Source organism: Streptomyces sp. NPDC028907, from assembly GCF_055564995.1.
In genome coordinates this window covers 261,253-285,211 of record NZ_JBVHVE010000011.1, presented here as the reverse complement: position 1 = coordinate 285,211, position 23,959 = coordinate 261,253, and the positions used below count along the sequence as shown (strand labels likewise).

General features: G+C 71.1%; 27 protein-coding genes. 12 read left to right on the top strand and 15 right to left on the bottom strand.

Translation table 11 applies throughout. The annotated features are described in order from the left end of the window. Nucleotides 1–20: 20 nt before the first annotated feature. Nucleotides 21–1,250 carry a DUF6777 domain-containing protein gene (locus ACZ4UU_RS31320; RefSeq protein ID WP_471906750.1) on the bottom strand — a complete coding sequence of 410 codons (1,230 nt, stop codon included), beginning with the start codon at nucleotides 1,248–1,250 and terminating at the stop codon, nucleotides 21–23. 217 nt (nucleotides 1,251–1,467) lie between these two features. Here ACZ4UU_RS31320 and ACZ4UU_RS31315 point away from each other — a divergent pair, with 217 nt between their 5' ends. Then, entirely contained in the window at nucleotides 1,468–2,754 is a 1,287-nt protein-coding gene (locus ACZ4UU_RS31315; RefSeq protein WP_471906749.1) for a streptophobe family protein, read from the top strand. 66 nt (nucleotides 2,755–2,820) lie between these two features. On the opposite strand, the gene ACZ4UU_RS31310 is transcribed toward ACZ4UU_RS31315, so the two are convergent. The 4 genes from ACZ4UU_RS31310 to ACZ4UU_RS31295 all read right to left on the bottom strand — a co-directional run bounded on the left by ACZ4UU_RS31310 (nucleotide 2,821) and on the right by ACZ4UU_RS31295 (nucleotide 7,181). Next, nucleotides 2,821–3,819, bottom strand: a complete 999-nt coding sequence (locus ACZ4UU_RS31310; protein ID WP_471906748.1) for a serine/threonine-protein kinase — start codon at nucleotides 3,817–3,819, stop codon at nucleotides 2,821–2,823. After that, nucleotides 3,809–4,354, bottom strand: a complete 546-nt coding sequence (locus ACZ4UU_RS31305) for an SH3 domain-containing protein (protein ID WP_471906747.1) — start codon at nucleotides 4,352–4,354, stop codon at nucleotides 3,809–3,811. The genes ACZ4UU_RS31310 and ACZ4UU_RS31305 overlap by 11 nt, the downstream gene beginning before the upstream one ends. Before the next feature lie 9 nt (nucleotides 4,355–4,363). Beyond that, complete coding sequence (locus ACZ4UU_RS31300; RefSeq protein ID WP_471906746.1) at nucleotides 4,364–6,709, bottom strand: ABC transporter ATP-binding protein/permease; 2,346 nt, start codon at nucleotides 6,707–6,709, stop codon at nucleotides 4,364–4,366. A 61-nt stretch (nucleotides 6,710–6,770) separates the two neighbouring features. Then, nucleotides 6,771–7,181, bottom strand: a complete 411-nt coding sequence (locus ACZ4UU_RS31295) for a hypothetical protein (protein ID WP_471906745.1) — start codon at nucleotides 7,179–7,181, stop codon at nucleotides 6,771–6,773. Between the two features lie 348 nt (nucleotides 7,182–7,529). Between ACZ4UU_RS31295 and ACZ4UU_RS31290 the strand changes: the two genes are divergently transcribed. Both ACZ4UU_RS31290 and ACZ4UU_RS31285 read left to right on the top strand, forming a co-directional pair. Continuing rightward, nucleotides 7,530–7,913 carry a nuclear transport factor 2 family protein gene (locus ACZ4UU_RS31290; RefSeq protein WP_471906744.1) on the top strand — a complete coding sequence of 128 codons (384 nt, stop codon included), beginning with the start codon at nucleotides 7,530–7,532 and terminating at the stop codon, nucleotides 7,911–7,913. An 87-nt stretch (nucleotides 7,914–8,000) separates the two neighbouring features. Next, entirely contained in the window at nucleotides 8,001–8,288 is a 288-nt protein-coding gene (locus ACZ4UU_RS31285; protein ID WP_471906743.1) for a DUF1905 domain-containing protein, read from the top strand. Here ACZ4UU_RS31285 and mgrA read toward each other — a convergent pair. Next, nucleotides 8,278–9,273: an L-glyceraldehyde 3-phosphate reductase gene (gene mgrA, locus ACZ4UU_RS31280; RefSeq protein ID WP_471906742.1), complete on the bottom strand. Its 996-nt coding sequence runs from the start codon at nucleotides 9,271–9,273 to the stop codon at nucleotides 8,278–8,280. The two genes, ACZ4UU_RS31285 and mgrA, sit on opposite strands and share 11 nt — an antisense overlap. Before the next feature lie 138 nt (nucleotides 9,274–9,411). On the opposite strand from mgrA, the gene ACZ4UU_RS31275 reads away from it, so the two are divergent. Both ACZ4UU_RS31275 and ACZ4UU_RS31270 read left to right on the top strand, forming a co-directional pair. Next, the gene (locus ACZ4UU_RS31275) at nucleotides 9,412–10,302 is read left to right on the top strand and encodes a LysR family transcriptional regulator (RefSeq protein WP_471906741.1); all 891 of its coding nucleotides are present in this window, start codon (nucleotides 9,412–9,414) and stop codon (nucleotides 10,300–10,302) included. Nucleotides 10,303–10,384: 82 nt separating this feature from the next. Further along, on the top strand, nucleotides 10,385–10,894 hold the full coding sequence (locus ACZ4UU_RS31270) for a mycothiol transferase (protein ID WP_471906740.1): 510 nt from the start codon (nucleotides 10,385–10,387) through the stop codon (nucleotides 10,892–10,894). Here ACZ4UU_RS31270 and ACZ4UU_RS31265 read toward each other — a convergent pair. Both ACZ4UU_RS31265 and ACZ4UU_RS31260 read right to left on the bottom strand, forming a co-directional pair. Continuing rightward, nucleotides 10,882–11,946 carry an adenosine deaminase gene (locus ACZ4UU_RS31265; RefSeq protein WP_471906739.1) on the bottom strand — a complete coding sequence of 355 codons (1,065 nt, stop codon included), beginning with the start codon at nucleotides 11,944–11,946 and terminating at the stop codon, nucleotides 10,882–10,884. The genes ACZ4UU_RS31270 and ACZ4UU_RS31265 overlap by 13 nt on opposite strands. Before the next feature lie 62 nt (nucleotides 11,947–12,008). Next, nucleotides 12,009–12,395, bottom strand: a complete 387-nt coding sequence (locus ACZ4UU_RS31260; protein WP_471906738.1) for a VOC family protein — start codon at nucleotides 12,393–12,395, stop codon at nucleotides 12,009–12,011. A 174-nt stretch (nucleotides 12,396–12,569) separates the two neighbouring features. Between ACZ4UU_RS31260 and ACZ4UU_RS31255 the strand changes: the two genes are divergently transcribed. Together ACZ4UU_RS31255 and sph are read left to right on the top strand one after the other, a co-directional pair. Continuing rightward, nucleotides 12,570–13,028 carry a pyridoxamine 5'-phosphate oxidase family protein gene (locus ACZ4UU_RS31255; protein ID WP_471906737.1) on the top strand — a complete coding sequence of 153 codons (459 nt, stop codon included), beginning with the start codon at nucleotides 12,570–12,572 and terminating at the stop codon, nucleotides 13,026–13,028. Nucleotides 13,029–13,110: 82 nt separating this feature from the next. Further along, on the top strand, nucleotides 13,111–14,148 hold the full coding sequence (gene sph / locus ACZ4UU_RS31250) for a sphingomyelin phosphodiesterase (RefSeq protein ID WP_471906736.1): 1,038 nt from the start codon (nucleotides 13,111–13,113) through the stop codon (nucleotides 14,146–14,148). 30 nt (nucleotides 14,149–14,178) lie between these two features. On the opposite strand, the gene ACZ4UU_RS31245 is transcribed toward sph, so the two are convergent. After that, nucleotides 14,179–15,084 carry an aldo/keto reductase gene (locus ACZ4UU_RS31245; RefSeq protein ID WP_471906735.1) on the bottom strand — a complete coding sequence of 302 codons (906 nt, stop codon included), beginning with the start codon at nucleotides 15,082–15,084 and terminating at the stop codon, nucleotides 14,179–14,181. A 40-nt stretch (nucleotides 15,085–15,124) separates the two neighbouring features. Further along, complete coding sequence (locus ACZ4UU_RS31240; protein ID WP_471906822.1) at nucleotides 15,125–15,793, bottom strand: chitinase; 669 nt, start codon at nucleotides 15,791–15,793, stop codon at nucleotides 15,125–15,127. Between the two features lie 786 nt (nucleotides 15,794–16,579). Here ACZ4UU_RS31240 and ACZ4UU_RS31235 point away from each other — a divergent pair. After that, nucleotides 16,580–17,020 carry an SPW repeat protein gene (locus ACZ4UU_RS31235; RefSeq protein ID WP_471906734.1) on the top strand — a complete coding sequence of 147 codons (441 nt, stop codon included), beginning with the start codon at nucleotides 16,580–16,582 and terminating at the stop codon, nucleotides 17,018–17,020. Between the two features lie 88 nt (nucleotides 17,021–17,108). On the opposite strand, the gene ACZ4UU_RS31230 is transcribed toward ACZ4UU_RS31235, so the two are convergent. After that, nucleotides 17,109–17,876, bottom strand: a complete 768-nt coding sequence (locus tag ACZ4UU_RS31230; protein WP_471906733.1) for an ArsR/SmtB family transcription factor — start codon at nucleotides 17,874–17,876, stop codon at nucleotides 17,109–17,111. Between the two features lie 187 nt (nucleotides 17,877–18,063). Between ACZ4UU_RS31230 and ACZ4UU_RS31225 the strand changes: the two genes are divergently transcribed. After that, entirely contained in the window at nucleotides 18,064–18,675 is a 612-nt protein-coding gene (locus tag ACZ4UU_RS31225) for a hypothetical protein (protein ID WP_471906732.1), read from the top strand. 29 nt (nucleotides 18,676–18,704) lie between these two features. On the opposite strand, the gene ACZ4UU_RS31220 is transcribed toward ACZ4UU_RS31225, so the two are convergent. Next, nucleotides 18,705–19,445 (bottom strand): phosphotransferase, encoded by a 741-nt coding sequence (locus tag ACZ4UU_RS31220; protein ID WP_471906731.1) that lies wholly within the window; start codon nucleotides 19,443–19,445, stop codon nucleotides 18,705–18,707. 74 nt (nucleotides 19,446–19,519) lie between these two features. Here ACZ4UU_RS31220 and ACZ4UU_RS31215 point away from each other — a divergent pair, with 74 nt between their 5' ends. Both ACZ4UU_RS31215 and ACZ4UU_RS31210 read left to right on the top strand, forming a co-directional pair. Next, nucleotides 19,520–20,056: an ATP-binding protein gene (locus ACZ4UU_RS31215; RefSeq protein WP_471906730.1), complete on the top strand. Its 537-nt coding sequence runs from the start codon at nucleotides 19,520–19,522 to the stop codon at nucleotides 20,054–20,056. 70 nt (nucleotides 20,057–20,126) lie between these two features. After that, the gene (locus ACZ4UU_RS31210; RefSeq protein WP_471906729.1) at nucleotides 20,127–20,390 is read left to right on the top strand and encodes a GlsB/YeaQ/YmgE family stress response membrane protein; all 264 of its coding nucleotides are present in this window, start codon (nucleotides 20,127–20,129) and stop codon (nucleotides 20,388–20,390) included. 37 nt (nucleotides 20,391–20,427) lie between these two features. Here the strand turns inward: ACZ4UU_RS31210 and ACZ4UU_RS31205 are convergent, their stop codons facing one another. The 3 genes from ACZ4UU_RS31205 to ACZ4UU_RS31195 all read right to left on the bottom strand — a co-directional run bounded on the left by ACZ4UU_RS31205 (nucleotide 20,428) and on the right by ACZ4UU_RS31195 (nucleotide 22,652). Next, on the bottom strand, nucleotides 20,428–21,372 hold the full coding sequence (locus ACZ4UU_RS31205) for an NAD-dependent epimerase/dehydratase family protein (protein ID WP_471906728.1): 945 nt from the start codon (nucleotides 21,370–21,372) through the stop codon (nucleotides 20,428–20,430). Between the two features lie 72 nt (nucleotides 21,373–21,444). Continuing rightward, nucleotides 21,445–22,221 carry a GNAT family N-acetyltransferase gene (locus tag ACZ4UU_RS31200; RefSeq protein WP_471906727.1) on the bottom strand — a complete coding sequence of 259 codons (777 nt, stop codon included), beginning with the start codon at nucleotides 22,219–22,221 and terminating at the stop codon, nucleotides 21,445–21,447. Nucleotides 22,222–22,262: 41 nt separating this feature from the next. Then, the gene (locus ACZ4UU_RS31195; RefSeq protein WP_471906726.1) at nucleotides 22,263–22,652 is read right to left on the bottom strand and encodes a MerR family transcriptional regulator; all 390 of its coding nucleotides are present in this window, start codon (nucleotides 22,650–22,652) and stop codon (nucleotides 22,263–22,265) included. Nucleotides 22,653–22,754: 102 nt separating this feature from the next. Here ACZ4UU_RS31195 and ACZ4UU_RS31190 point away from each other — a divergent pair, with 102 nt between their 5' ends. Beyond that, nucleotides 22,755–23,954, top strand: a complete 1,200-nt coding sequence (locus tag ACZ4UU_RS31190; RefSeq protein WP_471906725.1) for an MFS transporter — start codon at nucleotides 22,755–22,757, stop codon at nucleotides 23,952–23,954. Nucleotides 23,955–23,959: the final 5 nt, after the last annotated feature.

The following is a 23,959-nucleotide window of genomic DNA, read 5'->3' as shown; positions in this document are numbered from 1 at the left end:
CGTGCAGGTGGCGCCGTACGTCACAGCGGCGGGGAGGACTCAGGTGTGCCGCCGGACGTCGACTGTGACTCCGTGGTCATCTCCTCGTCCGGGGGCTCCTGGGACGACGTGGTGGTCTCGGGCGACTCGGGCTCCGTCGTCGGCTCGTCGGACGTGGGTTCGTCGGTCGTGGTCTCGTCCTTGGTGGTCTCGTCCTTGGTCGTCTCGTCCTTCGTGGTCTCGTCCTTGGTGGTCTCGTCCTTCGTCGGCTCGTCCTTCGACGGCGTCGTCGGGGTGATCGACGCGGGGGAGCTCGGCGAGGTGGGCTTCGACACGCTCACCGACGGAGAGGGCTTCACCGGGCGCTTGGTCTTCTTGTCCTTGTGGGCGTCGTCACCGCGGTGGCGGGCGACCCACTCGTCGTGGTCGTGGTCGTAGATGACGAACTCCTTGACCACCTTCGGCGCGGGGGTGACCACCACGACGTTCGAGGGGCGGTACGCCGGCCAGGAGTCGCCCTTCTCCTTGAGCGTGCCCTGCCGGGCGACGGGCTCGGTCAGCGGGTTGCCGCAGGCGCAGCGCACCCGGGGTACGCCGCGGTCGTCCACCAGGACCGCCGTGCCGGTCTGCAGGACGGCCTGGTAGCTGTCGGCGGCACCGGCGCGGTAGCCGTGGTTGGTGACGCGGGTGTCCATGCGGAGCTGAACGGGGGTGAGCGAGCGCAGATAGGAGGGAACGTCGGAGGCCTCGACGCCGGCGACCGACGCGAACGCCCTGTTCTTCTCCGGGGCCTGCTGAAGGTACTTGATCTGCTTCTCCACGTCGCAGCTGGCGACGTTGCGGGTGCCGCCGTAGAGGCCGGGTGCGCCGCCGTCGACGCCGATCACCGCGTTCGAGGGGGCCGACTCGGTGGCCGGGGACGGGGTGACGGGCGGGGCGGAACTGTCCGTCGCCGTGGACTCGGTGAACGGATCCGGGCCGGTGCTGCCCGCGGCCTGGAGGAAGACCTCCCCCTGTGCGCTGTCACCGGTGCCGCCGTCGCCGCGGGAGAGGACGACGGCGAGGACCACCGCGGCCACGACAACGGTGGAGAGGATGGCGATGCGGGGTACGGACTTCCACCAGGGCTGGTGGGGCTCGGGGCTCGGGGCGCCGGCGCCGCTGCCGGACGGGGGCGGCGCGGGCGGGCCCGAGGGCGGCTGGGAGGGGCCCGACAGGGGGCCCGAGGGCGGTCCTGAGGGACGGCCGGACGACGGAGGTTCGACGCTCACGAGGCCTTCTTCCCGACGCAGGATTCGAGCGGGATGCCCGGCGTGGAATTCCTGCGACGCCTTTGCCTGCTGCCACTTTCGCCTTTGCTGCTTTTGCTACTTCTGTCACCTTTGGGCAGCTCTCCCATTCTGTGCTCCGGTGGCGGGCCGTACGCAAGCCGACGCGGACGGACCTCTCGGCGGGCGAGCGGCTGAGGCGCTGCTTAGCGTGGTCAAGGTGAGCGTGCTGACCCCTTCCCGTCCCGCCGTGGCCGCCCATGGCTGGGTGCGGGCCTTCGTCACGGTGCTGGCCGGGCTGGTCGCGATGGGGGTGGTCGCCGCACTCGGGCTGTGGGCGGCGGGGGCGGCCGACCTCCCCGACAACGCCTTCCCGCGCGTCGTCGCGGCGAGCGTGGTCACGGCGGTCGGCGGCACGGTCGAACTGTCGGGGGACGCCGGAGGGCTGGCCGAGCCCGACGTCGGGCTGAGCGTGATCCCGCTGTCCGTCACGCTCTCCGGAGCGCTCGTCCTCGCCGCCGGCTTCCTGCGGCCGCTGCGGCACCGGGCGGTCGCGGGCGCCGGGGAGCTGGCCGGGTGGGCCGCCAGGCTCGCCGTGCTGTGGCTGGCGGCACTGCTGGGGCTGTCCTTCTCCGCGCGCCAGACCTTCTCCCTCTCCCTCGACGAGCTCGGGCCGGACGTGCTCGCCGACATCGGCGACCTGTTCGGCGTCTCCCCTCAGGTCGGCTTCACCACGGACGTCGCGTCGACCGTCCTGTTCGGTCTGCTGTGGCTGCTGGGCGTGCTGGTGCTGGCCCTGCTGGTCTCGCGCGGGGCTCCGCTGCCGGGCCGGCTGCTGCGTTTCCAGGAGTCGGTGCGGCCGGCCGCGTACGCCATGGTGGCGCTGCTGCTCACGTATGTCGTACTCGGTGTGGTCATCGGCGTGATCGTCGCGGCGACCCGCGGGCACCCGACCGAGACCTTCGCGGCGATCCTGCTCGGTCTGCCGAACCTGGTGTGGCTCGCCCTGACGATCGGGCTCGGCGCGACCTGGGACGGCAGGGTGGACGGCCCCTTCGGCCTGCCCATGCCGCACGTGCTCGACCAGGTGCTGCGCGGCGGCGACGTCACCGAGCTGAACCTGAGCACCCTCTCCGAGCACGACGGCAGGGTGTGGTGGCTGGTCGCCGTCGACGCGGTGCTGCTGCTGGCCGCCGCCTTCGTCATGGCGAGGCGCTCACCGGCCCGGATCCGCCTGTGGCGGCACGCCGTGCACATGGCGGTCGCCCTGGCCCTCACGGTCCTGACGGTCTGCCTCCTCGTCCACACCTCCGCCCACTACGGCCTGTCGATCCTCGGCATCGGCGACCTGGGCGGCGGCCTGGCCGGCGAACTCCTCCTGAGACCGCGCATATGGTCCGCCATCGGCCTGGCACTGCTCTGGGGGCTGGTCACGGGGTTCCTCGGAGCGTTGCTGGCCCGGCCACTACGCCATCGGGGCGAGGTCGCGGCGCGCGGAGAAGGATGAAGGGCTCGGTCCCTGACGAGCGCGGCTGCGCGGCAGTGACCGCCGCACGGACGAGCCGCCCGGCGGTCACTGCCGAAAGACCGGTTCCGCCCAGCGTGGCGGTGGCTTCGGAGGGTTCTTCCCGAGGGCTTCCGGGACTTCCACGACCTTGTGGTCCACAGCCGTCGCCGGACGGCCGCCCGCCTGGCCGCCGGTGACCGCGGCGCGCAGGTCGGAGACGAAGGCGAGGCAGGAGTCGTGGCGGTCGTCGGGGCTCTTGGCCAGGGCGCCCGCGAAGACGGTGTCGACGGGTGGGGCGAGGTCGGGGCGGGCCTCGGTCAGGGGTGGGGGGTCGTCGTACTGGTGGGCCCAGAGCAGGGCCATGTCCTCGTCGCGGCGGAACGGCGGGTGACCCGTCAGGCACTCGTAGACCACGCAGGCGAACCCGTATACGTCGCAGCGGGCGTCGACCGGCTTGCCCGAGATCTGCTCGGGGGCCACGTAGTCGAGGGTGCCGACGAACTGGCCGACGGTGGTGAAGCCGGTCAGGGACAGGGACTTCTTCGTCAGGCCGAAGTCGGTGAGGTAGGCGTGCTCGGGGTGGTCGCTGTCGGTGCCGCGGGCGACGAGGATGTTGCCGGGTTTCACGTCCCGGTGGACCAGGCCGTTCTCGTGCGCCGCGTCGAGCGCGGAGGCGACCTGCGCGGCGATCCGCAGGGCCGTCGCGGGCGTCAGCGGACCCTGGCTGTCGAGCAGATGGCGCAGGTCGCTGCCGGAGACGTAGCGCATGGCGATGTACAGCACGCCGTCCGTCTCGCCCGCCTCGAAGACGGGCACGATGTGCGGATGGTCGATCGCGGCGGCGGCCCGGGACTCGTGGGTGAAGCGGCGGCGGAAGGTGTCGTTGCGGGCGAGTTCGGGCGCGAGGAGCTTCAGCGCGACCGTGCGTTCCAGGCGCAGGTCCTTCGCGCGGTAGACCACGGCCATACCGCCCCGGCCGATCTCACGCTCGATGCGGTAGCCCGCGACCTGGCGGCCGATCAGCTCGGAGGGCCGGCCGGAGAAGAGGCTGGTGTCACGGGCCATCGGGTGTCACGACCCTGGTCGGGGCATGGCCGTGGTCGGCGGCGGCCCGGGGGCCGTCGTCCGTGGCGTAGGTGGTCAGCCGGGTGCCGTCCAGGTACTCCCACCGCCCCTGCTCGGCGTCGTACAGCCACATGGACTCCCCTTCGACGACCGCCCCGATCCGCAGCCCCGACGTTCGGGCGCGGAAGGACTCGCCGTCCAGGCCGCCGGACGCCAGGTCCTCCACCGCGGACCGGTAGTCGGCCAGCACCCGCTCGATACGGGTGAGCAGTGGGCGCGGGTCGGCCGTACGGGTGACCGGGCCGTCGTCGGCGGTGGGCGGGTCCTGGGGCACGGCGACCAGGAAACGGCCGTCGACCCAGGCCGACCAGCCGTTGGCGCACAGGACGTGCCCCCAGTCGCCCCGCCGTTCGATGAGCTGGACCGGCAGGAACGCGTCGAGGGGCACCGTGGGACGGGCGGGGTCGGGCTCCTCCCAGGCGGGCATGCCGCGCTGGGGGACGACGTGGGTGGGCCGGAAGCCGGGGGATGTCATCGTCCTCGCCTACTTCCGCATCACGACGGGTTCGCGCCGGCGCAGCAGCCGGGAGACGAGGAAGCCGAAGAGGAGCGAGAGCACGACGAGCATGCCGACGTTGAGCAGCCACATCCCGGCCGAGTGCTCGAACAGCGGATCGCCGGTCAGATCGCCGGGCGTGATACGGGCCAGATCGACGGTGCCGGCCATCGCGCCGAACGCCCACCGGGAGGGCACCACCCAGGACAGCTGCTCCAGGCCGGGGACGCCGTCGAGCTTCAGCAGGGCGCCGCAGAAGACGACCTGGACGATGGCGAGCAGCACCAGCAGCGGCATGGTCACCTCCTCCTTGCTCACCAGCGCGGAGACGACCAGGCCGAGCATCATCGCCGTGAAGGACAGCAGGGCGACGGCGACGGTGATCTCGACGAGGGGCGGCATCAGCACGCCTTCGCCGCCGGGCGCGTGGAGGTCGACGCCGAGCAGCGCGACCAGGGTCAGTACGACGGCCTGCAGCACGGTGATCGTCCCCAGGACCACCACCTTGGACAGCAGGTACGCCGATCTGGGCAGGCCGACGGCCCGCTCGCGCTGGTAGATGACCCGCTCCTTGACGAGTTCGCGTACGGCGTTCGCGGCGCCGGTGAGGACGCCGCCGACGCACAGGATCAGCAGCGCGCTCGTCGCCTTGTCCCGGGTCAGGCTGCCGCCCGCAAGCGCGCGGGTCATGGCCCCCATCACGAAGGGCAGGGCGATCATGATGGCGAGGAAGGTGCGGTCGGCGCCGAGCGCCGAGGCGTAGCGCCGGACCAGGGTGCCGAGCTGGGCACGCCGGCTGCGCGGCCGGGGCGGCCGGGTGATGAGGACCGGGCCGGTGCGGGGCTGCCTGGGCTGTGCGGTGGCGTCGGCGATGTACTGCCGGTGGTAGATCGAGGCGCGGTAGTCGCCCGCCCAGTCCCGTTCCTGGTCGCGTTCGAAGGCCTCGAAGGCCTCCGGCCAGTGTTCGAAGCCGAAGAAGAGCAGGGTCTCCTCGGGCGGGCCGTAGTAGGCGATCCGTCCGCCGGGGGCGAGGACGAGGAGCCGGTCGCAGGTGTCGAGGCTGAGCACGCTGTGGGTGACGACGATGACGGTACGGCCGTCGTCGGCCAGGCCGCGCAGCATGTGCATCACCGAGCGGTCCATGCCGGGGTCGAGGCCGGAGGTCGGTTCGTCGAGGAAGAGCAGCGACGGCTTGGTCAGCAGCTCCAGGGCGACGCTGACGCGTTTGCGCTGGCCGCCCGACAGGCTGTGCACGGGCTGGTCGGCGCGCTGCTCCAGGCCCAGCTCGTGGATGACCTCGTCGATCCGGGCCCGGCGCTCGGCGTTGGCGGTGTCCTGCGGGAAGCGCAGCTCTGCGGCGTAGGACAGGGCGCTGCGGACGGTGAGCTGGGCGTGCAGGATGTCGTCCTGCGGGACCAGGCCGATGCGCTGACGCAGCTCGGCGTAGTCGTGGTAGAGGTCACGGCCGTCGTAGAGGACGGTGCCGTGGTCGGCGGGGCGCTGGCCGGTGAGGGCGTTCAGCAGGGTGGACTTTCCGGCGCCGCTCGGACCGACGACGGCGAGCAGGCACTTCTCGCCCACCGGGAAGGAGACGTTGTCGAGGAGGAGCTTGCGGCCGTGGTCGACGGCGACCGCGAGGTCCTGCACCTCCAGGGAGACCTCGCCGGTGTCGACGTACTCCTGGAGTTCCTCCCCGACCAGGCAGAACGCGGAGTGGCCGATGCCGACGATGTCACCGACACCGACCGGGGCGCTGGTGACGGGACTGCCGTTGAGGTAGGTGCCGTTGTGGCTGCCCAGGTCGACGATCTCGTACCTGCCGTCGGGCAGGGCGCGCAGTTCGGCGTGGCGGCGGGAGACGATCAGGTCGTCGATGACCAGGTCGTTGTCGGCGGCGCGGCCGATGCGGACGGCGCGGGCGGGCAGCGGCCGGACGGTGGTGGGCCGGCGGAAGGTGCCCGTGAGGCTCGGCATGGAGACGGCCGAGGGGCGATTGGCCGCGCCGACCGGAGGGGCGCGGTCGAGCAGTACCGCGCGCGGACCGTCGGAGGGGTTGCCGAAGCGGATGACGGTGCCGGGGCCGACGTCCCACTCGCGGATGCGGTGGCCCTCGGTGTAGGTGCCGTTGGTGCTGTTCTCGTCGGCGAGGGTCCAGTGGTCGGCGTCGGGGCGCAGCACCGCGTGGTGCCAGGAGACGCGGGCGTCGTCGATGACGATGTCGCTGAGGGGGTCGCGTCCGACGTGGTAGTCGCGGCCCGGGGTCATCACGGTGGATCCCGACTCGGTCTCCAGGACGAGTACAGGCGCGGTCGGTGCGGCCGGTCGCTCCGCCATGCCATGATTCTATCGATCTGTCCGGATATGTGCCTGCTTGCGTTGATTCCGCCCCTCGGGGCTAGCCGACGGGGACGACCAAGGCCGGGATGGTCCGCTGCATCCGCAGGGCGTCCACGGACTCGGCGAGCAGTTCGTACTCGGTGGTCTCGTCGCTCACGGCGATCCGCACCAGCCGTCCGGCCGCCAACTCGTCGGCCACCAGCTCCTGTTGGCCCGGATCACCGCACCAGGTCCGGAGCACGGCCGGTACGTCGGGCACATTGTCGGCGACCGGGACGAGCGCACTGGGCGGGAAGTGCTCGGCGTCCGGTCGCGGGTCTAATCGCTCGGCGATCCAGGAGGCCCGGTCCCGTAACCACCACAGCGCGAGGGCCAGGGTGGGCGCCCGGTACGTTCCCAGGGGTACACCTATGCGCCGGCCGCCGCAGACGCCGTACGCGGTGACATGACACAGGAACTCGTCGTGCACGTGGCCTCCCCCGTGTTGCCGTGTTCGCCTGTCGGCGGACCTCGCTTTCCCTGCGGCTCGTGAGCGGTGCGTGAGGGCGCCGTCGCCCCATGTGAGGCACCCTCGCTAGTGAGTATGTTCACTACTGAAACACTGTCACCACGACTTTCCGGCCAGTCTCCTGGCATATTCACAGCCGGTGTTGGCCGAAATGCGGCGGGTACACGTCAAGCAGGGGTGTGACCGGGCATTACCTCGGGAGTAATCGAGCTTTCCGCGTCGGGCGGGCATCGTTGCGGTACCGGGTCGCCGCGAGGCGGGATCCCGGTTCCGACCAGCAGTGACGACCTCGTTGGAGGCTGATCCCCCATGCACGCGTCCACCGACCGCTACGACATCGCCGTCGCCCGGTACTTCGAGGCCTGGAACGCCCGCGAACCCGCCGCGCAGGCCCACGCGGTCGCCACCGCATGGGCCCCGCACGGCGGGTACACCGATCCCCTGGCCGACGTGCGCGGACACGAGGGCATCGTGGCCGTCGTCGCGGCGGCACAGGCGCGGTTCCCCGGGTTCGTCTTCCGGCGGACCGGAGCCGTGGACGGCCACCACGACACGGCGCGCTTCTCCTGGGAGCTGGTGCGGGAGGCCGACGGCGCGGCGCCGGTGGCGGGGTCCGATGTGATCACGCTGGACGCCGAGGGACGGATCATGTCCGTCCTGGGGTTCCTGGACCGGGTGCCCGCCGGGTCGTGAGCGATGAGTTCCGCAGCTCGCGGCGGTCTGACGAGTGAAGGCCAGGACACCGAAGGCCACGAAGGACCACCGCGAACGGAGCACACCATGACCACGAACACGCTAGTGGACGCGGAATTCACCGCCGTCCTGCTCAAGAGCCCCAGCGAGGGTGGCTGGACCTATGTCGTCTGGCCGGAGTCCGTCGACTTCTTCGGCACCCGCGGACTGGTCAAGGTTCGCGGGACGGTCGACGGACATCCGTTCCAGAGTTCGTTCATGGCCCTCGGGGACGGCACCCACAAGCTTCCGGTGAAGGCCGAGGTGCGCAAGGCCATCGGGAAGCAGGAGGGCGACTCGGTGACCGTGCGCCTGACGGAGCGGCTCAGCCCTTGAGGATCTCGTCGATCCGGGCCAGTTCCTCCGCGTCGAAGTCCAGGTTGCGGGTGGCGGCGACGCTGTCCTCGATCTGCTGCGCGCTGCTCGCACCGACGAGCGCCGAGGTCACCCGGCCGCCGCGCAGGACCCAGGCCAGGGCCAGCTGGGCCAGCGTCTGACCGCGGGACACCGCGATCTCGTTCAGGGCGCGCAGTTTGCCGAGCAGTTCCTCGGTGATCGCGTCGGCGTTCAGGAACGGGCTGCCGCTCGCGGCCCGCGAGTCCTTCGGGATGCCGTCGAGGTAGCGGGAGGTCAGCTGGCCCTGCGCCAGCGGGGAGAAGACGATCGAGCCGACCTGGAGCTCGTCCAGGGCGTCGAGCAGCCCTTCCTCCTCGGGGCGGCGGTTCAGCATCGAGTAGGCGGGCTGGTGGATGAGCAGCGGGGTGCCCAGCTCGCCCAGGATGCGGGCGGCCTGACGGGTCTGCTCGGCCGAGTAGTTGGAGATGCCGACGTACAGCGCCTTGCCCTGCTGCACAGCGGAGTGCAGGGCGCCCATCGTCTCCTCCAGCGGAGTGTCCGGGTCGGGGCGGTGCGAGTAGAAGATGTCGACGTACTCCAGACCCATCCGCTTCAGGCTCTGGTCGAGGGAGGACAGCAGGTACTTGCGGGAGCCCCACTCGCCGTACGGGCCGGGCCACATCAGATAGCCGGCCTTGGTCGAGATGATCATCTCGTCGCGGTACGGCGCGAAGTCCGCCTTCAGCGCCTCGCCGAACGCCGACTCGGCGGCGCCGGGCGGCGGGCCGTAGTTGTTGGCCAGGTCGAAGTGGGTGACGCCGAGGTCGAAGGCGCGGCGCAGGATGGCCCGCTGGTGCTCGACCGAGCGGTCCGCCGGGCCGAAGTTGTGCCACAGGCCGAGGGACAGCGCGGGGAGTTTGAGGCCGCTGCGTCCGGTGCGCCGGTAGGGCATGTCCGCGTAGCGGTCGGTGTGTGCGGTGTACAACGCGACTCCAGAGGGGTTGGCACACTAAAGGACGGCTCCGAGGAGCCGGTGTTCCAGTCGCCGCCCATGCTGTCGCGACCTGCGGGCAGTGGTCCAACAGGTAAATCAGATGGGATTCAGCGGCTACGCTGCTCAATCATGGAACTGCGCCATCTCCAGCACTTCGTCGCGGTCGCCGAGGACCAGCACTTCACCCGGGCGGCCGAGCGCCTCATGGTGTCCCAGTCAGGCCTGTCGGCCTCGATCCGGGCCCTGGAACGGGAGTTGCAGTCCCCGCTGTTCGTGCGCACGACCCGCAGCGTGACCCTCACCCCGGCCGGGCGGGCACTGCTGTGCGAGGCGGAACGGATCCTCGCGCAGGTGCGAGCCGCCCACGAGGCGGTGGCCGCGGTGCAGGGCGTGCTGCGCGGAATACTGGCGCTCGGGTCCGAGCAGTGCATCGCCGGGGTGCATGTGGCCGGGCTGCTCGCGGCCTTCCGGCGGCAGCATCCGGACGTGGAGATCTGCCTGCGCCAGGCGGGCTCGGGCGCGCTCGCCGAGGAGGTCGCGGCCGGGCGCCTCGATCTGGCCTTCGCCGTCCGGGCGGCGCAGGAGGACACCGACCAGCTGCGGGTCGTGCCGCTCACCGGCGAGCCGATGACCGTCCTGTGCCACCCCAGCCACCGGCTCGCGGAGGCCGGCGCCGCCGTCACCCCGGAGGAGCTGGGCGGCGAGGTCTTCGTCGACTTCCACCCGGACTGGGGGCCGCGCCGCACCACCGATGCCGTGTTCGCGGCGGCGGGCGTACGCCGGACGGTCGCCCTGGAGGTCAACGACGTGCACAGCCTCCTGGACCTGGTCGACGAGGACCTCGGCATCGCGGTCGTACCGCGCCACTTCCGGCACAAGCGCGGCTCACTGACCGCGCTGCCGGTGAAGGACACCGGCGAGACCGTCTACGAGACGGTCGCCCTGCTGCCGCCCCCACAGGCCACGAGCCCGGCGGCACGGGCGCTGATGGCGCTGCTGGAGACGGAGGGCGGCGCGTGACGGCCGGCTGATGGGGCGCGCGGGCACGCCTGCCGGACGGCCCAGGGGCGCGTGACGGACCGCTTTGCGCGATGGTGGAGCCATGCATGCCAAGGACATCCTCATCGACGGGTACAACCGCATCCAGGAAGAAGTCCACGCCGCCGTCGAGGGCCTGGACCCGGACGGCCTCGTCGCCCGCCCCTCCCCCGAGGCCAACTCCGTCGCCTGGCTGATCTGGCATCTCACCCGGGTCCAGGACGACCACATCGCCGACGCCTTCGACCTCGACCAGGTCTGGCTGACCCAGGACTTCCAGAAGACGTTCGGCCTCGACCTGCCCCGCCACGACACCGGCTACGGCCACACCGCCGCGAAGGTCGCCAAGGTGCGGGTCGACTCCGGCGACCTGCTGACCGGCTACTACGACGCCGTGCACGCCCAGACCCTGGGGGCGCTGCGCGAGGTGGCCGCCAAGGATCTGGAGCGGGTCGTGGACGACCGCTGGGATCCTCCGGTCACCCTGGGCGTACGGCTGGTCAGCGTCCTGTCCGACGATCTTCAGCACGTCGGACAGGCCGCCTATGTCCGCGGGTTGCTTCAGAGCGCGTAGCCGGGGAGGACGACGTCCTCGATGAGCGCCTTGCGCTCGTCGAACGGGATGAACGCGCTCTTCAGGGCGTTCACGGTGACGGTGCGCAGGTCCTCGACGGTCCAGCCGGCCTCCTCGACCAGCAGCGACATCTCGCGGGTCATCGTCGTCCCCGACACCAGACGGTTGTCCGTGTTGAGGGTGACGCGGAAGCCGAGGTCCTTCAGCGCGGTGATCGGGTGCTCGGCGATGGAGGTGGCGGCGCCGGTCTGGAGGTTGGACGTCGGGCACATCTCCAGCGCGATGCGGCGGTCCCGCACCCAGCCCGCGAGGCGGCCGAGCTTGCCGTCCACGATGTCGTCGGTGATGCGCACGCCGTGGCCGATGCGCTGGGCGCCGCAGATCTGGAGGGCCTGGTGGATGCTGGACAGGCCGTCGGCCTCACCGGCGTGGATGGTGAACGGCACGCTCTCGCGGCGCAGGTGCTCGAAGGCCGCCACGTGGTCGGCGGCGGGGAAGCCGGCCTCGGCACCGGCTATGTCGAAGCCGACGACACCGGCGTCGCGGAAGGCCACGGCGAGGTCGGCGGCCTCCCGCACCCGGTCGAACATCCGCATCCCGCACAGCAGCGTGCCAACCCGCACCGGGGTGCCGGCGGCCGCGGCCTTCGCCATGCCGGCCGCGAGGCCTTCCTGGACCGTCTCGACGACCTCGGCGAGGCTCAGCCCGCCGTTGGTGTTCAGCTCGGGGGCGTACCGCACCTCGCCGTAGACGACACCGTCGGCGGCCAGGTCGAGGACGTACTCCTCGGCGGTGCGCAGCAGGCCCTCGCGGGTCTGCATCACGGCGAGGGTGTGCTCGAAGGTGGCGATGTAGCGGACCAGGTCACCGGAGTTCGCGGCCTCGAAGTACCAGGCCGCGAGCTCGTCCGGGTCGGTGGTGGGCAGGGTGTGGCCGACCTCGGCCGCCAGCTCGACCACGGTGGCGGGGCGCAGGCCGCCGTCGAGGTGGTCGTGCAGGACGGCCTTGGGGAGGCGGCGGATCACATCGGCATCTACGCGCGTAGTAGTCATGGTGAGGTCTTTCCTTGAGCCTGGAGCGGGGCGGTTCCGAGGGCGGGCGGGGAGGGTGAGGGTCAGCCGGCGGGCTGGAGCAGGTCCCAGCGGTTGCCGTACAGGTCCTGGAAGACGGCGACCGAACCGTACGGCTCGTGCCGGGGCTCCTCCAGGAAGGTCACGCCCGCGGTGAGCATCCGGGCGTGATCGCGGGCGAAGTCGTCGGTGTGCAGGAAGAACCCGACGCGCCCGCCGGTCTGGTCGCCGACCCGGGCGCGCTGCTCGTCGCCGTTGGCCCGGGCCAGCAGCAGCGCGGTGCCCTGCTCGTCGGCCGCGACGACGACCCAGCGGGAGCCGTCCGGACGCGGGGTGTCCTCGACGAGCCGGAAGCCGAGGGCTTCGGTGTAGAAGCGGATCGCCTCGTCGTAGTCGTCGACGACGAGGGTGACCAGGGCGATGAGTCTCATCGGGGCCTTCCGGGAAGTGCGATTGACGGGAGAGGTTATACGTAAAACGTCGCGGACGCCAGTCACCGGCGGAACGGACCCCCGACCACACCCGGGGACCTAGGTCCGAGGCCCGAAACCGGACGGGTCCCGGGCCCGATCCGTACCGGCCGCTCCCCCACTACCGTCCGACCCATGAAGATCACCGAGCCGCCCCGCACCCCCGAGCAGCGCAAGCGCGATCTCCTGGTCCGTCTGGAGGAGGAGATGGACGTCTGGGTGGCGACGGCCGACGCCGACGGGGTGCCGTGTCTGGTCCCGCTCTGGTTCGTGTGGCACGACGAGTCCCTGTGGCTCGCGACCCGGCCGACCACTCCGACCGGCCGCAACCTGCGCGACGGCCGGCGGGCCCGGCTGGCGCTCGGGGACACCTTGGACGTCGTCATCGTCGACGGCGACGCGGAGATGTACGCCGCCGACGAGGTGCCGACCGCGGCAGCCGGGGCGTTTGCCACGAAGACGGGCTGGGATCCCCGTGCTGACGAGGCGCCGTACGTGTACTTCCGGGTGCGTCCGCGCGTGGTGCAGGCGCGCAACGGTGAGCACGAGATGCGCGGCCGGTATCTCCTGCGGGACGGGGTGTGGGTGGTCTGAGCCGGGCCTACAGCCGGGCGTACCGCTGGCAGACATTCTTTTCACGCACGGGAGTTACCCGGGAGTAATCGCCGGTGGTTTGATGTGCGGCGCCACTCAGCCCCCTCACCCTCAGGGAGATCCAGTGACGCTCTACCCACCGCGCCGCACTCCGGGCGCAGCCGTGCTCGCCCTCGCGCTCGCCACCACTGGGCTCGTGGGCGCGGCGCCCACTGCCTCGTCCGCCTCGACCGCTGAGCAGGTGCCGCCGCTGCGGGTGCTGTCGTACAACGTCTTCCTCTTCAGCAAGACCTTGTACCCGAACTGGGGCCAGGACCACCGGGCGGCGGAGATCGCGAAGGCGTCCTTCTTCCGTGGGAACGACATCGTGGTGGTGCAGGAGGCGTTCGACAACGCGTCGTCGGACGCGCTGAAGGCCTCGGTGGCGAGTGAGTACCCCCACCAGACGCCGGTGGTGGGGCGGAGCAGGAGCGGCTGGGACGCCACCGGCGGCGCGTACTCGGCGACGACGCCCGAGGACGGTGGGGTCGCGATCCTCAGCAAGTGGCCGGTGCTGCGCAAGGAGCAGTGGGTCTACAAGGACGCGTGCGGGGCCGACTGGTGGTCCAACAAGGGCTTCGCGTACGTGGTGTTGAACGTGAACGGCACGAAGGTGCACGTCGTCGGCACGCACGCGCAGTCGACCGACCCGGGCTGTGCCGCCGGTGAGGCGGCCGCGATGCGCAGCCGGCAGTTCAACGCGATCGACGCGTTCCTGGACGCCAAGAACATCCCGGCGGGCGAACAGGTCCTGGTCGCCGGTGACATGAACGTCGACTCGCGCACGTCCGAGTACGCCTCGATGCTCGCCGACGGCGGGCTGGTGGGGGCCGACATACGCACCGGGCACGCTTACTCGTTCGACACGCGGGAGAACTCCATCGCCCGCGAGCGCTACCCCGACGACCCGCGCGAGGACCTGGACCACGTCCTGCACCGCGCTGGTCAGGTGCGTCCCACGGTCTGGAAGAACGAGGTCGTCAAGGAGCAGAGCGTGCCCTGGACGGTGTCGAGTTGGGGGACGGACTACACGTACACGAACCTCTCGGACCACTATCCGGTGATCGGGTACACCGGCTGAGCGGCTCAGGCCAGGCATCGCGGCTTCGGCTCAACCAGTTTGCTGTCGAGCCGAGTTGAGCCGGGCCAGCTCGTCGGCGGTCAGGCGGAGGGCGCCGGCGGCCACGTTCTCGGCCAGGTGGTCGGGGTTGCCGGTGCCGGGGATGGCGAGGACGTGCGGGCCCTGGTGCAGGGTCCAGGCGATGCGCACCTGGGCGGGGCTCGCGCCGTGCGCCCGGGCAACGGCCAGGACCTCGTCGTCGTGGGCGGTGGTGGCCCCCCGCTCGCCGGTGTCGCCGGCCACGGCGTAGAACGGCACGAAGGCGATGCCCTGTTCGCCGCACCGGCGCAGGAGTTCGTCGGTCTGGGGGTCGGGCCGGTCGAGCGCGTACCGGTTCTGCACGCTCGCCACCGGCGCGATGGCCTGCGCCTCGGCGAGGTTCCGTGGCTCCACGCTGGAGATGCCGAGGTGGCGGACGAGACCCGCTTCACGTAGCTCGGCCAGCGCGCCGAAGTGCTCGGCGATCGAGTCCTGCCCCATGCGGCGCAGGTACACGAGGTCCAGGTGGTCGCGGCCGAGCTGGCGCAGGTTCTCCTCGACGTGGCCACGGAGTTGGTCGGGGCGGGCCGAGGTGCCCCAGCCGCCGTCGTACTCGCGGTGGGGGCCGACCTTGGTGGCGATGACAAGGTCGTCGGGGTACGGCGCCAGCGCGGTGTTGATGAGTTCGTTGGCGGAGCGCAGGGCGGAGAAGTAGAACGCGGCCGTGTCGATGTGGTCGACGCCCAGGTCGACCGCCTTGCGCAGGACGGCGATGGAACGGTCCCGGTCGCTCGGTGTCCCGTGGTGGAAGGCGGCGCTGCCCGTGAGCCGCATCGCGCCGAAGCCGACGCGGGTCACGGGCAGGTCCCCGAGGGAGAAGGTGCCCGAGGCCTTCGCGGTGATCGTTTCGGAGGTCATCGGCGGAGTCTCGCACACCCCTCGGACAGCGGTGGTGGTGTCAGCAGTACAGGTTGCCGCCCGGGGAGACGCCGAGGATCTGCGTGAAGCGCTGGTAGGCGTTGACGCGGCTCTGCACCTGGGCCGGGTTCTTGCCGTCGCACTCCAGGGAGCCGTTGATGGATCGGATGGTCTGGCCGAAGCCGGCCTGGTTGACCATCGCGTTGTGGGGGGTCATGGTGCCGGGGCCGCTCTGGGTGTTCCAGTACCACAGGCCGGTCTTCCAGGCGACGGCCGACTCGTTCTGCACCCGCCAGGGGTTGCCCAGCAGGTCGATGCCGAGGGCGTCGCCCGCTGCCTTGTAGTTGAAGTTCCAGCTGAGCTGGATGGGGCCGCGTCCGTAGTAGGCGTCCTGGCCGGCGGGACAGCCGTAGGGCTGGCTGCGGTCGCAGTAGTGCGGGTAGTTGGCGGTGTTCTGCTCGACGATGTGGACCAGGCCGCCGGTCTCGTGGTTGACGTTGGCGAGGAAGGCGGCCGCCTCCTGCTTCTTCACCGTGTCGCTGCCGGTGTTGGCGAAGCCGGGGTAGGCGCTGAGGGCGGCGGTGAGGCCGCTGTACGTGTAGAAGGGATTCCGGTTCGGGAACATCTGGTTGAACTGCGACTCGCTGACGACGAACCCGGCGGCGGACGCGCTCGGGGCCGGCTGGAGCAGCAGCGCGGCGCTGGCCAGGGCGAGGGAGGACAGCAGAGCGGTTATGCGGCGCCTCGACACAGGAGCAACTCCTTTGCGGAGCACGGCCGCACCCGGCCAAGGGCAGGGCGAAGCAGAGCCTTGTGCGCACGCGCCGACGGGGTCGGCCACGGCGTGGGGGCGGCCGTGGTGGGGGGGTGTGGAGACACACTCAACCGCTTTGGTCTGTACCAGTCAATGGTGCAGACCAACCGAACTCCAAGTTGCCTTGGGAGTGTTGGGGCCGAGGGGCCTTCCCCTCATCGCGCCCCCTGCCTGCGTACGCGCGAACGTCGGCGTCGGGGGCACTTCGGCAACTCGGCCAGAGCGGGCACGCGGTGGTCCGACTCGGCGCCGCCGAGGACGCCCGGGGCTTCCAGGCCTGCGAGGTCGTCGCACAGCACTCCCGAGGCGGAGTGACCGCCGCACAAACCGATCGCGGAGAAGCGCGTCCTGGCGTCGCGGTGCGGTGGTCGTGGCCGCGTCCGGAGTGGAAGATGCAGACGGCCGAGCTTCAGACAGACCGGGCCGTTGCAGTCCTTGAGCGGGTTGACCTGGAAGCACTCGATGCCGGTGAGCGCGGCGCCGAATCATTGCGCCACCTGAGCCCTCTTCACCGGACCTCTGACCTGCTGCTTCCAGGAACACGGACCGTGTGTCGCCACCGGACCCACAGTCGGCACAACCCTACACATAAAGAGGAAATAAGCGCAGAATGGGGCTAGGCGGCGCTTACCGCACACCGCACCAGACGCGGTCAGGCCTGCGAGTCAAAGGAGACGAGTCATGGCCAACGTCTCGCCCACCAGAGGTGACATAACAGCTCACCCTGATGTATCCGAAATGCGGGATCGCTACGCCCGCATGCTCGGCGGTCGTGATGTGGCGCTCGTGGACGGACCAGTGTTCCTGCTCGGTCTGTACTGCGCCGTATCCCCCTGGATACTCCACTACACGACGAGCCAGCCCGCGCTCGTGACCCACAACCTCATCATGGGCATCGCGATCGGCCTGCTGGCCCTCGGATTCACCCGCGCCCCGGAACGCATGTACGGCCTGAGCTGGGCCTTCTGCGCGATGGGGGTCTGGATGATCATCGCGCCGTGGATCGTCGGCGACAGCCCGGACGCCGGCGTCATCGTGAACAACATCATCGTCGGCGCGCTGGCCGTGTGCCTGGGGCTGCTGTGCGCCGGTACGGCGGCGAAGAGCGCCCCGAAGCCGTAGCGGCACACCCGAGAGGAGACCGCCGGCCGGCCCGCACCCGCGGGCCGGCCTTCCTCTGCCGCCCCTACCCCCGCCCCGGTGACCGCCCTCACCGCGTCGGCATCAGCCACGGCTCCTGGGGCAGGACATGGCCGGTCTCCAGCAGCGACTTGAGGTTGGACAGCACGGCCGGCCAGCCGGACGACACATCGGCGCGGGCGCTCTCGCCCGGCAGGTCCTCGTGGGTCACGGTGAGCCGGACGATCTCGGCGTGCCGCTGGATGTCGAAGGTGACCCTGGAGTACTTGTCCTCCTGCCCCTCCTCGTCCGGCGCCACCCAGGTGGTGACCAGCCGGTTCGGCCGCTCGCTCGCCACGACGGTGCCGACGACGTCCGCGACGCCCGAACCGTCCGTACGGACATGGGCCCAGCGGGATCCGGTCCGCCAGTCCGAGACGTTGCTGTGGCCCCAGTAGGCGGCGGTCAGGTCGGCGTCGGTGAGCGCGTCCCAGACCTTCTCGGGCGTGCTCTCGATATAGGTGACGTACACAAAGGTGGGCTTGTCGGTCATGGCTTCCTCGGCTCGTCGTTTCACGGCCCCGAGCACCCGCAGGCGAGGGCTTTCGAACTTGTCGATCCACCGTTCCTGGATCTCGTGGAGCGGGACCGGATTGAGGTAGTGCAGCTTTTCCCGCCCCCGCCGCACCGTGGCGACCAGGTTGGCGGCCTCCAGAACGGCCAGATGCTGGGTCACCGACTGGCGCGCCATGCCGATACCGGCACACAGCTCTCCCAGCGTCTGCCCGTTGTCCTCGCGCAGCCGGTCCAGCAGCCTCCTGCGCGTCTCGTCGGCCAGCGCCTTGAACACCTTGTCCATCCGGGGACCACTCTCCGATCGCACACTCAAAGTTATGCAGGTAAATACCTGCATGTCAATCGGAGCAGTTTTTCCTTTTTGGTTCGTATATGCCGAACGACTGTTACATGACCTATGGGATCCCTTGACAGGTGGTCCGTAGCTTCGAAGTCGTCGGAACGAACCCCATCGAAGGAACGACTCACTGATGCGTGCCCCACGTCCCCTGCGCACCGCCCTTGCCGCCACGGTTGTCATCGCCGCGTTGGGCGCCTCGGCCGCCGGCGCCTTCGCGATGGACGCTTCCGCCGCCACGACCGGCACGTCCGCGGGTGGGCAGGGCCGTCAGTCCAAGGCCGAGCGCGTCCAGGTGCGGACGGTGAAGCTCGCGGACGACGTCAGCCGGGCGAAGGTCTACAAGGCCGGCGAGGACCGCTACGAGGCGGAGATCTGGGCCGAGGGCCGGCAGTACGGGGCCCTGTACACCCAGGGCATGGCCGCGCACGCCCAGAACAACGGGCTGCACATCACCCTCCACCCGGACGGCGAGGTCACGTCCTGGGTCGAGCGGGCCAAGCCGCAGCCCGAGGCGGTCGTCAACCGCGTCCTGGTCGGCGCACCGACCCTCGCGGACGGGAGGGCGACGGCGAAGCTCTACCGCGTGGCCGCCGACCACTACGAGGCCGACATCCTCGCGGACGGCGTACGGCTCGACACCCTCGTGGCCGACGGCCGCGCCGCGCACGGCGAGCACAACGGGCTGCGCGTCGACCTCCAGCCCGACGGCCGGTTGACGTCCTGGGTCGACGCGGCCGGGTGACCTGCCGCCCACACGCCCCCGCGCTCGGGTCAGCGCAGGAAGACCTCCAACTCGGCCCGGTGTTCGGCCACCCAGGCGTAGGCGCCGCGCACCTCCTCCACGACGCCGTGTTCCCGCAACCGCACCATGGCCGGCTCACCGCGCACGGCGCCGGCCTCGATGCCCCGCAGGCACCGGTCCTGCCACCAAAGGATCACGTCGACGATCCCCGCGCCGCCGGCGACCGGCCCGTACGCGTCGCGGACGAGCGCGATCCGCCGGGCGGCATCGAGCACATCCGTCACGCCCGGTCCCAGGTCGAGGTACTGCCAGCAGACATGGGCGAGGTCCTGGACGCGTTCGCCGGGTGCCGCCAGGTCCCAGTCGATGAAGGCGGTCGCCCACCAGTCGGCGCCATCGATCGCGTAGACGGTGTTCTTCGGGGCGAGATCGTTGTGGCAGACGACGTCCTGGTCGCCGGCCAGCGGCGTGCCGTGCGTCAGGTCGTGGAAGGCGCGCACGAGTTGGGCCACCCGCACGAGCCCCGCGTCCGTGCGTGCCGCGGCCCGCTCCCGAGGAGTGACAGCCGCACACCCCTCCAGGTATCCGAACACCTCGCGGCCCTGCTTGTCGTACCCGATGTACGTCGGGGCCCCTTCCCACCCCCGACGCTCGAAGTGCGCGAGCAAGTCCCGCACGTATTCGGACCGTTCATGGGGCGTACGCCGCACGGTCGTCCCGACCCGCACGACCTTGCTGACGGCTCCGCCGCCGAGCACCCGCTCCTCCATCCGCACCTCCGCGATCGATCAGCACACGCCGAAACCACTCGCCAAGCATGCCCGCGTCCGGGCACGCTTCCCGCATGGATCATGCGGAGGCACTGCTCATCGGGGGAAGGGCCGGGGTCGGCAAGACCACCGTCGGCTGGCAGGTCTCGGCCCAGCTGCGGGCCGTCTCGGTCACGCACGCGGTGATCGACGGCGACTTCATGGGAGCCGCCCATCCGGCACCGCCCGGCGATCCGCACCGAGCCGGCATCACGGAGCGGAACCTGGTCGCCGTGTGGGGGAACTACGCCGCGCTCGGATACCGGCGCCTCGTCTACACGAACACCGTGAGCGTGCTCGACGACGCCGCGCCCATGTTCCGCCGGGCCATGGGGGACGGCGTACGTCTCGTGCGCGTCCTGCTCACCGCCACCGACGCGACGGCCGAGCGGCGCCTGACCGGGCGCGAGCTCGGCTCCGAGTTGGAGCAGGAGGTGCGCGGCAGTGCACGCAAGGCGCGGCTCCTTGAGGAGCGGGCGCCCGCGAACGTGGTGCGGGTGGTGACCGACGGGCGCGCGGTGATCGACATCGCCAATGAGGTGCTCTCCGTCACCGGGTGGGCCACTGGTTGAAGCGGAACGGACTGTCCCGGCCTCCAGGGGGAACTCGAACCTGTGCGGGGACAGGAGGAAGAGGGGCGAAATGGAGATCTCCGGCATCATCAGTGCCATAGTGATCGGCATCATCATCGGTGTGCTCGGACGTCTCGTGGTTCCGGGCCGTCAGCGCATCGGGGTCCTGTGGACCATCCTCGTCGGCATCGTGGCCGCGCTCATCGGTTCGGCCATCGCCGCCGGGCTCGATGTGGGCGACACCGACGGCGTCGACTGGATCGAGTGGCTCATCCAGATCGGCCTCGCCGCGGTCGGCGTCGCCGCACTGGACCGGACGAAGGCGCGTCGCTGACGCGTCGAAGTGGGGACATGAGAGGACGGCGCGACCGTCAGGAGAGTGCCGCGGCGGCCCGCATCGCTGCGAGGCCGTCGCGGACCGCCGGGTGGGCGGGCGTCCAGCCCAGCTCCCGCTCCGCCTTCGCCGTGGAGACCCGCAGCGTCGACGTCATCATGGTGTGCGCGTACGACATGGGCCGCATCAGCCACAGCGGTACGGTCATCGGCTTCGGCAGCCCGAACTCCTCGGCCACGCACCGGACATGGGCACCGAAGCCCATCGGGGTACGGTCGGCGACGTTGTACGCCTGACCGGGGCGTCCGCGTTCGACGGCGGCGACGACCGCGCGGGCCGCGTCGGTGAGCTCGATCCAGGGCAGGACCCGGCCGTGGTCGGCGGGGACGGGAAGTTGCCGTCTGCGCAGCATGCGCAGGATCTCGTCCGTGCCACCGGGGCCGTAGAACAGTCCGAAGCGCAGCGAGATCCCCTCCAACCCCGGGGTTTCGAGGGTGAGTTGCTCCTTGACGCGCATCCCGGCAAGGTGCCGTTCCAGGTCCGGGGTACGGCCGCGCGGGCCGAAGGGGGCGTCCTCGGTGACGACCCGGGCGCCGTGGTCGCCGTAGCCGTATCCGAAGACCATCGACTCGGCGAGGAAGCGTCGGGCGCCGGTGGCCCGGGCGGCCTCGATCAGATGGGCGGTGCCGTCGGTGCGCAGCGCGTCGGTGGCGTACATGTCGCGGTGGCGCATGGGCGGCTTGCGCAGCGCGGTCGCGGCGTGGATCACCGCGTCGAAGCGAAGCCCGTCGACGGCACGCAGCAGGGCGTCCCGGTTCATCAGGTCGGCCTGGACGTCGTTGCGCGGGCCGCGCCCGAGGCCGGTGACCTCGTGGCCCGCCTCGGTCAGGGCGCGAGTGATGTGGCGGCCGAGGACACCTCCGGCGCCGGCGAGGAGGACGCTGCGGCTGTGGCTGCCGTCTTGGCTGTGGTTCGTCGTCATGCCCTTGCGACGAATCGGGAGGGCCTGGATGTGACATCCCGGTGGGGAGATGCTCCTACGGCGTCCTGCCCGCTACGGCGTGTACACGTACGGCGTGGTCGTGGTCACGGGCTCGAAGCCGAGCCGCTCCAGGATCGGACGACTCGTGCTCATGGCGTCGACCTGGAGGTAGCGGTAGCCGCGGTCCGCGGCGGCACGGGCGCGGTGGGCGACCAGGGCGCGGTAGATACCGCGGCCGCGCCAGCCCTCGAGAGTCCCGCCGCCCCACAGCCCGGCGAACCGCGTCCCCGGCAGGAGTTCCATCCGGGCGGCGCTGACCGGAGTGTCACCGGCCATGGCGACGACCGCGACCACCGTGTCCGGGGCGGCCGTGAGCTGGGCGAGCAGTTGGTGCCGCCACCGGGTGCCGTCCGTCCCGAAGGCCTTCTCGTGCACCTCCGTCACGAGGTCGACGCCCGCACTGTCGGTCACCGGGAGGAGGCGGACGCCGTCCGGTGTCTCGGCGTCCAGGGTCAGGTCGGCCACTTCGCCGATCATCAGCGTCTCCTCGGGCTCGGCCGTGAAGCCGGCGTCCCTGAGCCGTCGTCCGAGATCCACCGGCAGGTCATGGCCGTACAGCTTCCACTCGAATTCGCGCCCCAGCCGGGAGAAGTGGGCGATCTGCTCGGCGATCGCCGCGTCGGCGCCCGCCTCGTCCAGGTCGGACCACACGACGCCGTTCCATCCGTGCTCGGAGGACACCTGCCGCACGACGCCGCCCACGCGTTCCACCTGGGCGTCGGGGCCGTCCGGACGTGCGCCTTCACGCATGTCCCGGTCGAAGAGGGCGAGCACAGCGGCATGATCCATGCGAGCACCCCACCATCGGCCCCTACCGCACGACAAGCCATTTACGACCGGCCCGTGGCCTCCCCGCCCGCGGGGCGCACGGCCGCCAGGTACCCGCGCAGCCGGTCGCGGTTGCGTGCCAGACAGTCGATGCGGGCCTGGATCCGGTCGATGTGGCCTTGGAGCAGGGCAGCCGTCTCCGGGGTGAGGTGTTCGGCGGGAAGGAGGATCTCGTCGGGGCCGGTCAGGTACGGCAGGATCGCGCGGATCATCTCCGTGGTCAGGCCCGAGTCGAGGAGTCCCCGGATCTGCCGGACGTCCTGGACGGCCGACTCCGGATAGTGCCGGTAGCCGTTGTCCGTGCGGTCCGGGTGGAGGAGGTCCTGTTCCTCGTAGTAGCGCAGCAGCCGGGTGGGGACGCCGGTACGTCGGGAGAGGTCGCCGATCTTCATGTGTGCCTCGGTGCGTGTGCTTGGGTGCGTGTGCCTCAGAAGGTGTGCGCCTCAGAGGTCGCTCTTGCCTTCACACTGATGTGAGGGTCCGAGCATGGTCGCATGTCCACCACCTCCCTGGCCAAGGGCACAGCCCTGCCCACCGCACTGCCGTGGTCCGGGCTGCTCGCCCTGTCCACGGCCGCCTTCACGGCCGTCCTGACCGAGCTCCTCCCGGCCGGCCTGCTGCCGCTCATGGCACCGGCGCTGGCGGTGTCCGAAGCCCGGGTCGGCTACCTGGTCACCGGCTATGCGGTCGCGTCGTTCGCGGGCGCCATCCCGCTGACGGTCCTGCTGCGCGGGCTGCCCCGCCGCCCCGTGCTCATCGGCACCCTGGCGGGCTTCGCGGCGAGCAACGCGATGGTCGCGCTGTCGTCGTCGTACGGCGTGACCTTCGCCGCGCGTCTCGGTGCCGGGCTGATGGGCGGCACGCTGTGGGCGATGCTCGTCGGGTACGCGGCCCGCATGGTGCCCGCCGAGCGGCGTGGCCGGGCCATCGCGATCGTGCTCGCCGGGATCACGCTGGCACTGTCCCTGGGCGTGCCCGCGGGGACGGCGCTCGCAGAGGCGCTCGGCTGGCGCACGGCGTTCGGCGCACTGGCCGCACTGGCGGTGTTCCTGGTCGGCTGGGTGTGGTGGCGGGTGCCCGGGTTCCCGGGCGAACCGCCGGGTGCGGGGCTGCCGCTCCACCGGGTGGCCGTGTTGCCGGGGATCCCGGCCGTCCTGTCCGTGACGCTGTTCCTGCTGCTGGGCCACCAGGTGATGTACACGTACGTCGCCCCGTTCGCGGCGCATGCCGGGTTCGGGCGTACGGGCCTGGTCCTGCTGGTGTTCGGGGCGGCCACGGTCGCCGGGATCTGGGTGACCGGCGCGCTCGTGGACCGGCGCCTTCGGGCCACCCTGCTGGGCGCGCTCGCCCTGTGCGCGGCGGTCATGCTCGCGCTCGGTCTCGGCGCCGGTACCCCTGCCGTGCTGCTCGTCTCCGTCGCGCTGTGGGGCGTCGCCTTCGGCGGGGCGCCCACGCTGATCCAGACCGCGCTGGTCAACGCCTCGGGTCCCGTGCACGCCGATGTGGCCACGTCCTTGCAGACCACGGTCTACAACGCGGGCATCGCGGCGGGCTCCCTCACCGGTGGCCTGACGCTGGAGCGCCTGGGCGCGGGGGCCCTGCCGTGGACCGCGCTGCCGCTCGTCGCGGCCGCGTTCGCCACCGTGGCGGTCGGCCGCGTGCACGCCTTTCCCGCCGTACGTGGGCGAACCTAGGGTGC

Excerpts from the sequence above, each read along its gene's own strand:
- ACZ4UU_RS31235 (WP_471906734.1), top strand. The coding sequence starts at position 16,580 with ATGGCCAACGTCTCGCCCACCAGAGGTGACATAACAGCTCACCCTGAT.
- ACZ4UU_RS31220 (WP_471906731.1), bottom strand. The coding sequence starts at position 19,445 with ATGGAGGAGCGGGTGCTCGGCGGCGGAGCCGTCAGCAAGGTCGTGCGG.
- ACZ4UU_RS31305 (WP_471906747.1), bottom strand. The coding sequence starts at position 4,354 with ATGACATCCCCCGGCTTCCGGCCCACCCACGTCGTCCCCCAGCGCGGC.
- ACZ4UU_RS31285 (WP_471906743.1), top strand. The coding sequence starts at position 8,001 with ATGACCACGAACACGCTAGTGGACGCGGAATTCACCGCCGTCCTGCTC.
- ACZ4UU_RS31210 (WP_471906729.1), top strand. The coding sequence starts at position 20,127 with ATGGAGATCTCCGGCATCATCAGTGCCATAGTGATCGGCATCATCATC.
- ACZ4UU_RS31275 (WP_471906741.1), top strand. The coding sequence starts at position 9,412 with ATGGAACTGCGCCATCTCCAGCACTTCGTCGCGGTCGCCGAGGACCAG.
- ACZ4UU_RS31195 (WP_471906726.1), bottom strand. The coding sequence starts at position 22,652 with ATGAAGATCGGCGACCTCTCCCGACGTACCGGCGTCCCCACCCGGCTG.
- sph (WP_471906736.1), top strand. The coding sequence starts at position 13,111 with ATGTGCGGCGCCACTCAGCCCCCTCACCCTCAGGGAGATCCAGTGACG.
- ACZ4UU_RS31190 (WP_471906725.1), top strand. The coding sequence starts at position 22,755 with ATGTCCACCACCTCCCTGGCCAAGGGCACAGCCCTGCCCACCGCACTG.
- ACZ4UU_RS31225 (WP_471906732.1), top strand. The coding sequence starts at position 18,064 with ATGCGTGCCCCACGTCCCCTGCGCACCGCCCTTGCCGCCACGGTTGTC.
- ACZ4UU_RS31290 (WP_471906744.1), top strand. The coding sequence starts at position 7,530 with ATGCACGCGTCCACCGACCGCTACGACATCGCCGTCGCCCGGTACTTC.
- ACZ4UU_RS31270 (WP_471906740.1), top strand. The coding sequence starts at position 10,385 with ATGCATGCCAAGGACATCCTCATCGACGGGTACAACCGCATCCAGGAA.
- ACZ4UU_RS31200 (WP_471906727.1), bottom strand. The coding sequence starts at position 22,221 with ATGGATCATGCCGCTGTGCTCGCCCTCTTCGACCGGGACATGCGTGAA.
- ACZ4UU_RS31260 (WP_471906738.1), bottom strand. The coding sequence starts at position 12,395 with ATGAGACTCATCGCCCTGGTCACCCTCGTCGTCGACGACTACGACGAG.
- ACZ4UU_RS31215 (WP_471906730.1), top strand. The coding sequence starts at position 19,520 with ATGGATCATGCGGAGGCACTGCTCATCGGGGGAAGGGCCGGGGTCGGC.
- ACZ4UU_RS31255 (WP_471906737.1), top strand. The coding sequence starts at position 12,570 with ATGAAGATCACCGAGCCGCCCCGCACCCCCGAGCAGCGCAAGCGCGAT.
- ACZ4UU_RS31300 (WP_471906746.1), bottom strand. The coding sequence starts at position 6,709 with ATGGCGGAGCGACCGGCCGCACCGACCGCGCCTGTACTCGTCCTGGAG.
- ACZ4UU_RS31230 (WP_471906733.1), bottom strand. The coding sequence starts at position 17,876 with ATGGACAAGGTGTTCAAGGCGCTGGCCGACGAGACGCGCAGGAGGCTG.
- ACZ4UU_RS31245 (WP_471906735.1), bottom strand. The coding sequence starts at position 15,084 with ATGACCTCCGAAACGATCACCGCGAAGGCCTCGGGCACCTTCTCCCTC.
- ACZ4UU_RS31310 (WP_471906748.1), bottom strand. The coding sequence starts at position 3,819 with ATGGCCCGTGACACCAGCCTCTTCTCCGGCCGGCCCTCCGAGCTGATC.
- ACZ4UU_RS31205 (WP_471906728.1), bottom strand. The coding sequence starts at position 21,372 with ATGACGACGAACCACAGCCAAGACGGCAGCCACAGCCGCAGCGTCCTC.
- ACZ4UU_RS31265 (WP_471906739.1), bottom strand. The coding sequence starts at position 11,946 with ATGACTACTACGCGCGTAGATGCCGATGTGATCCGCCGCCTCCCCAAG.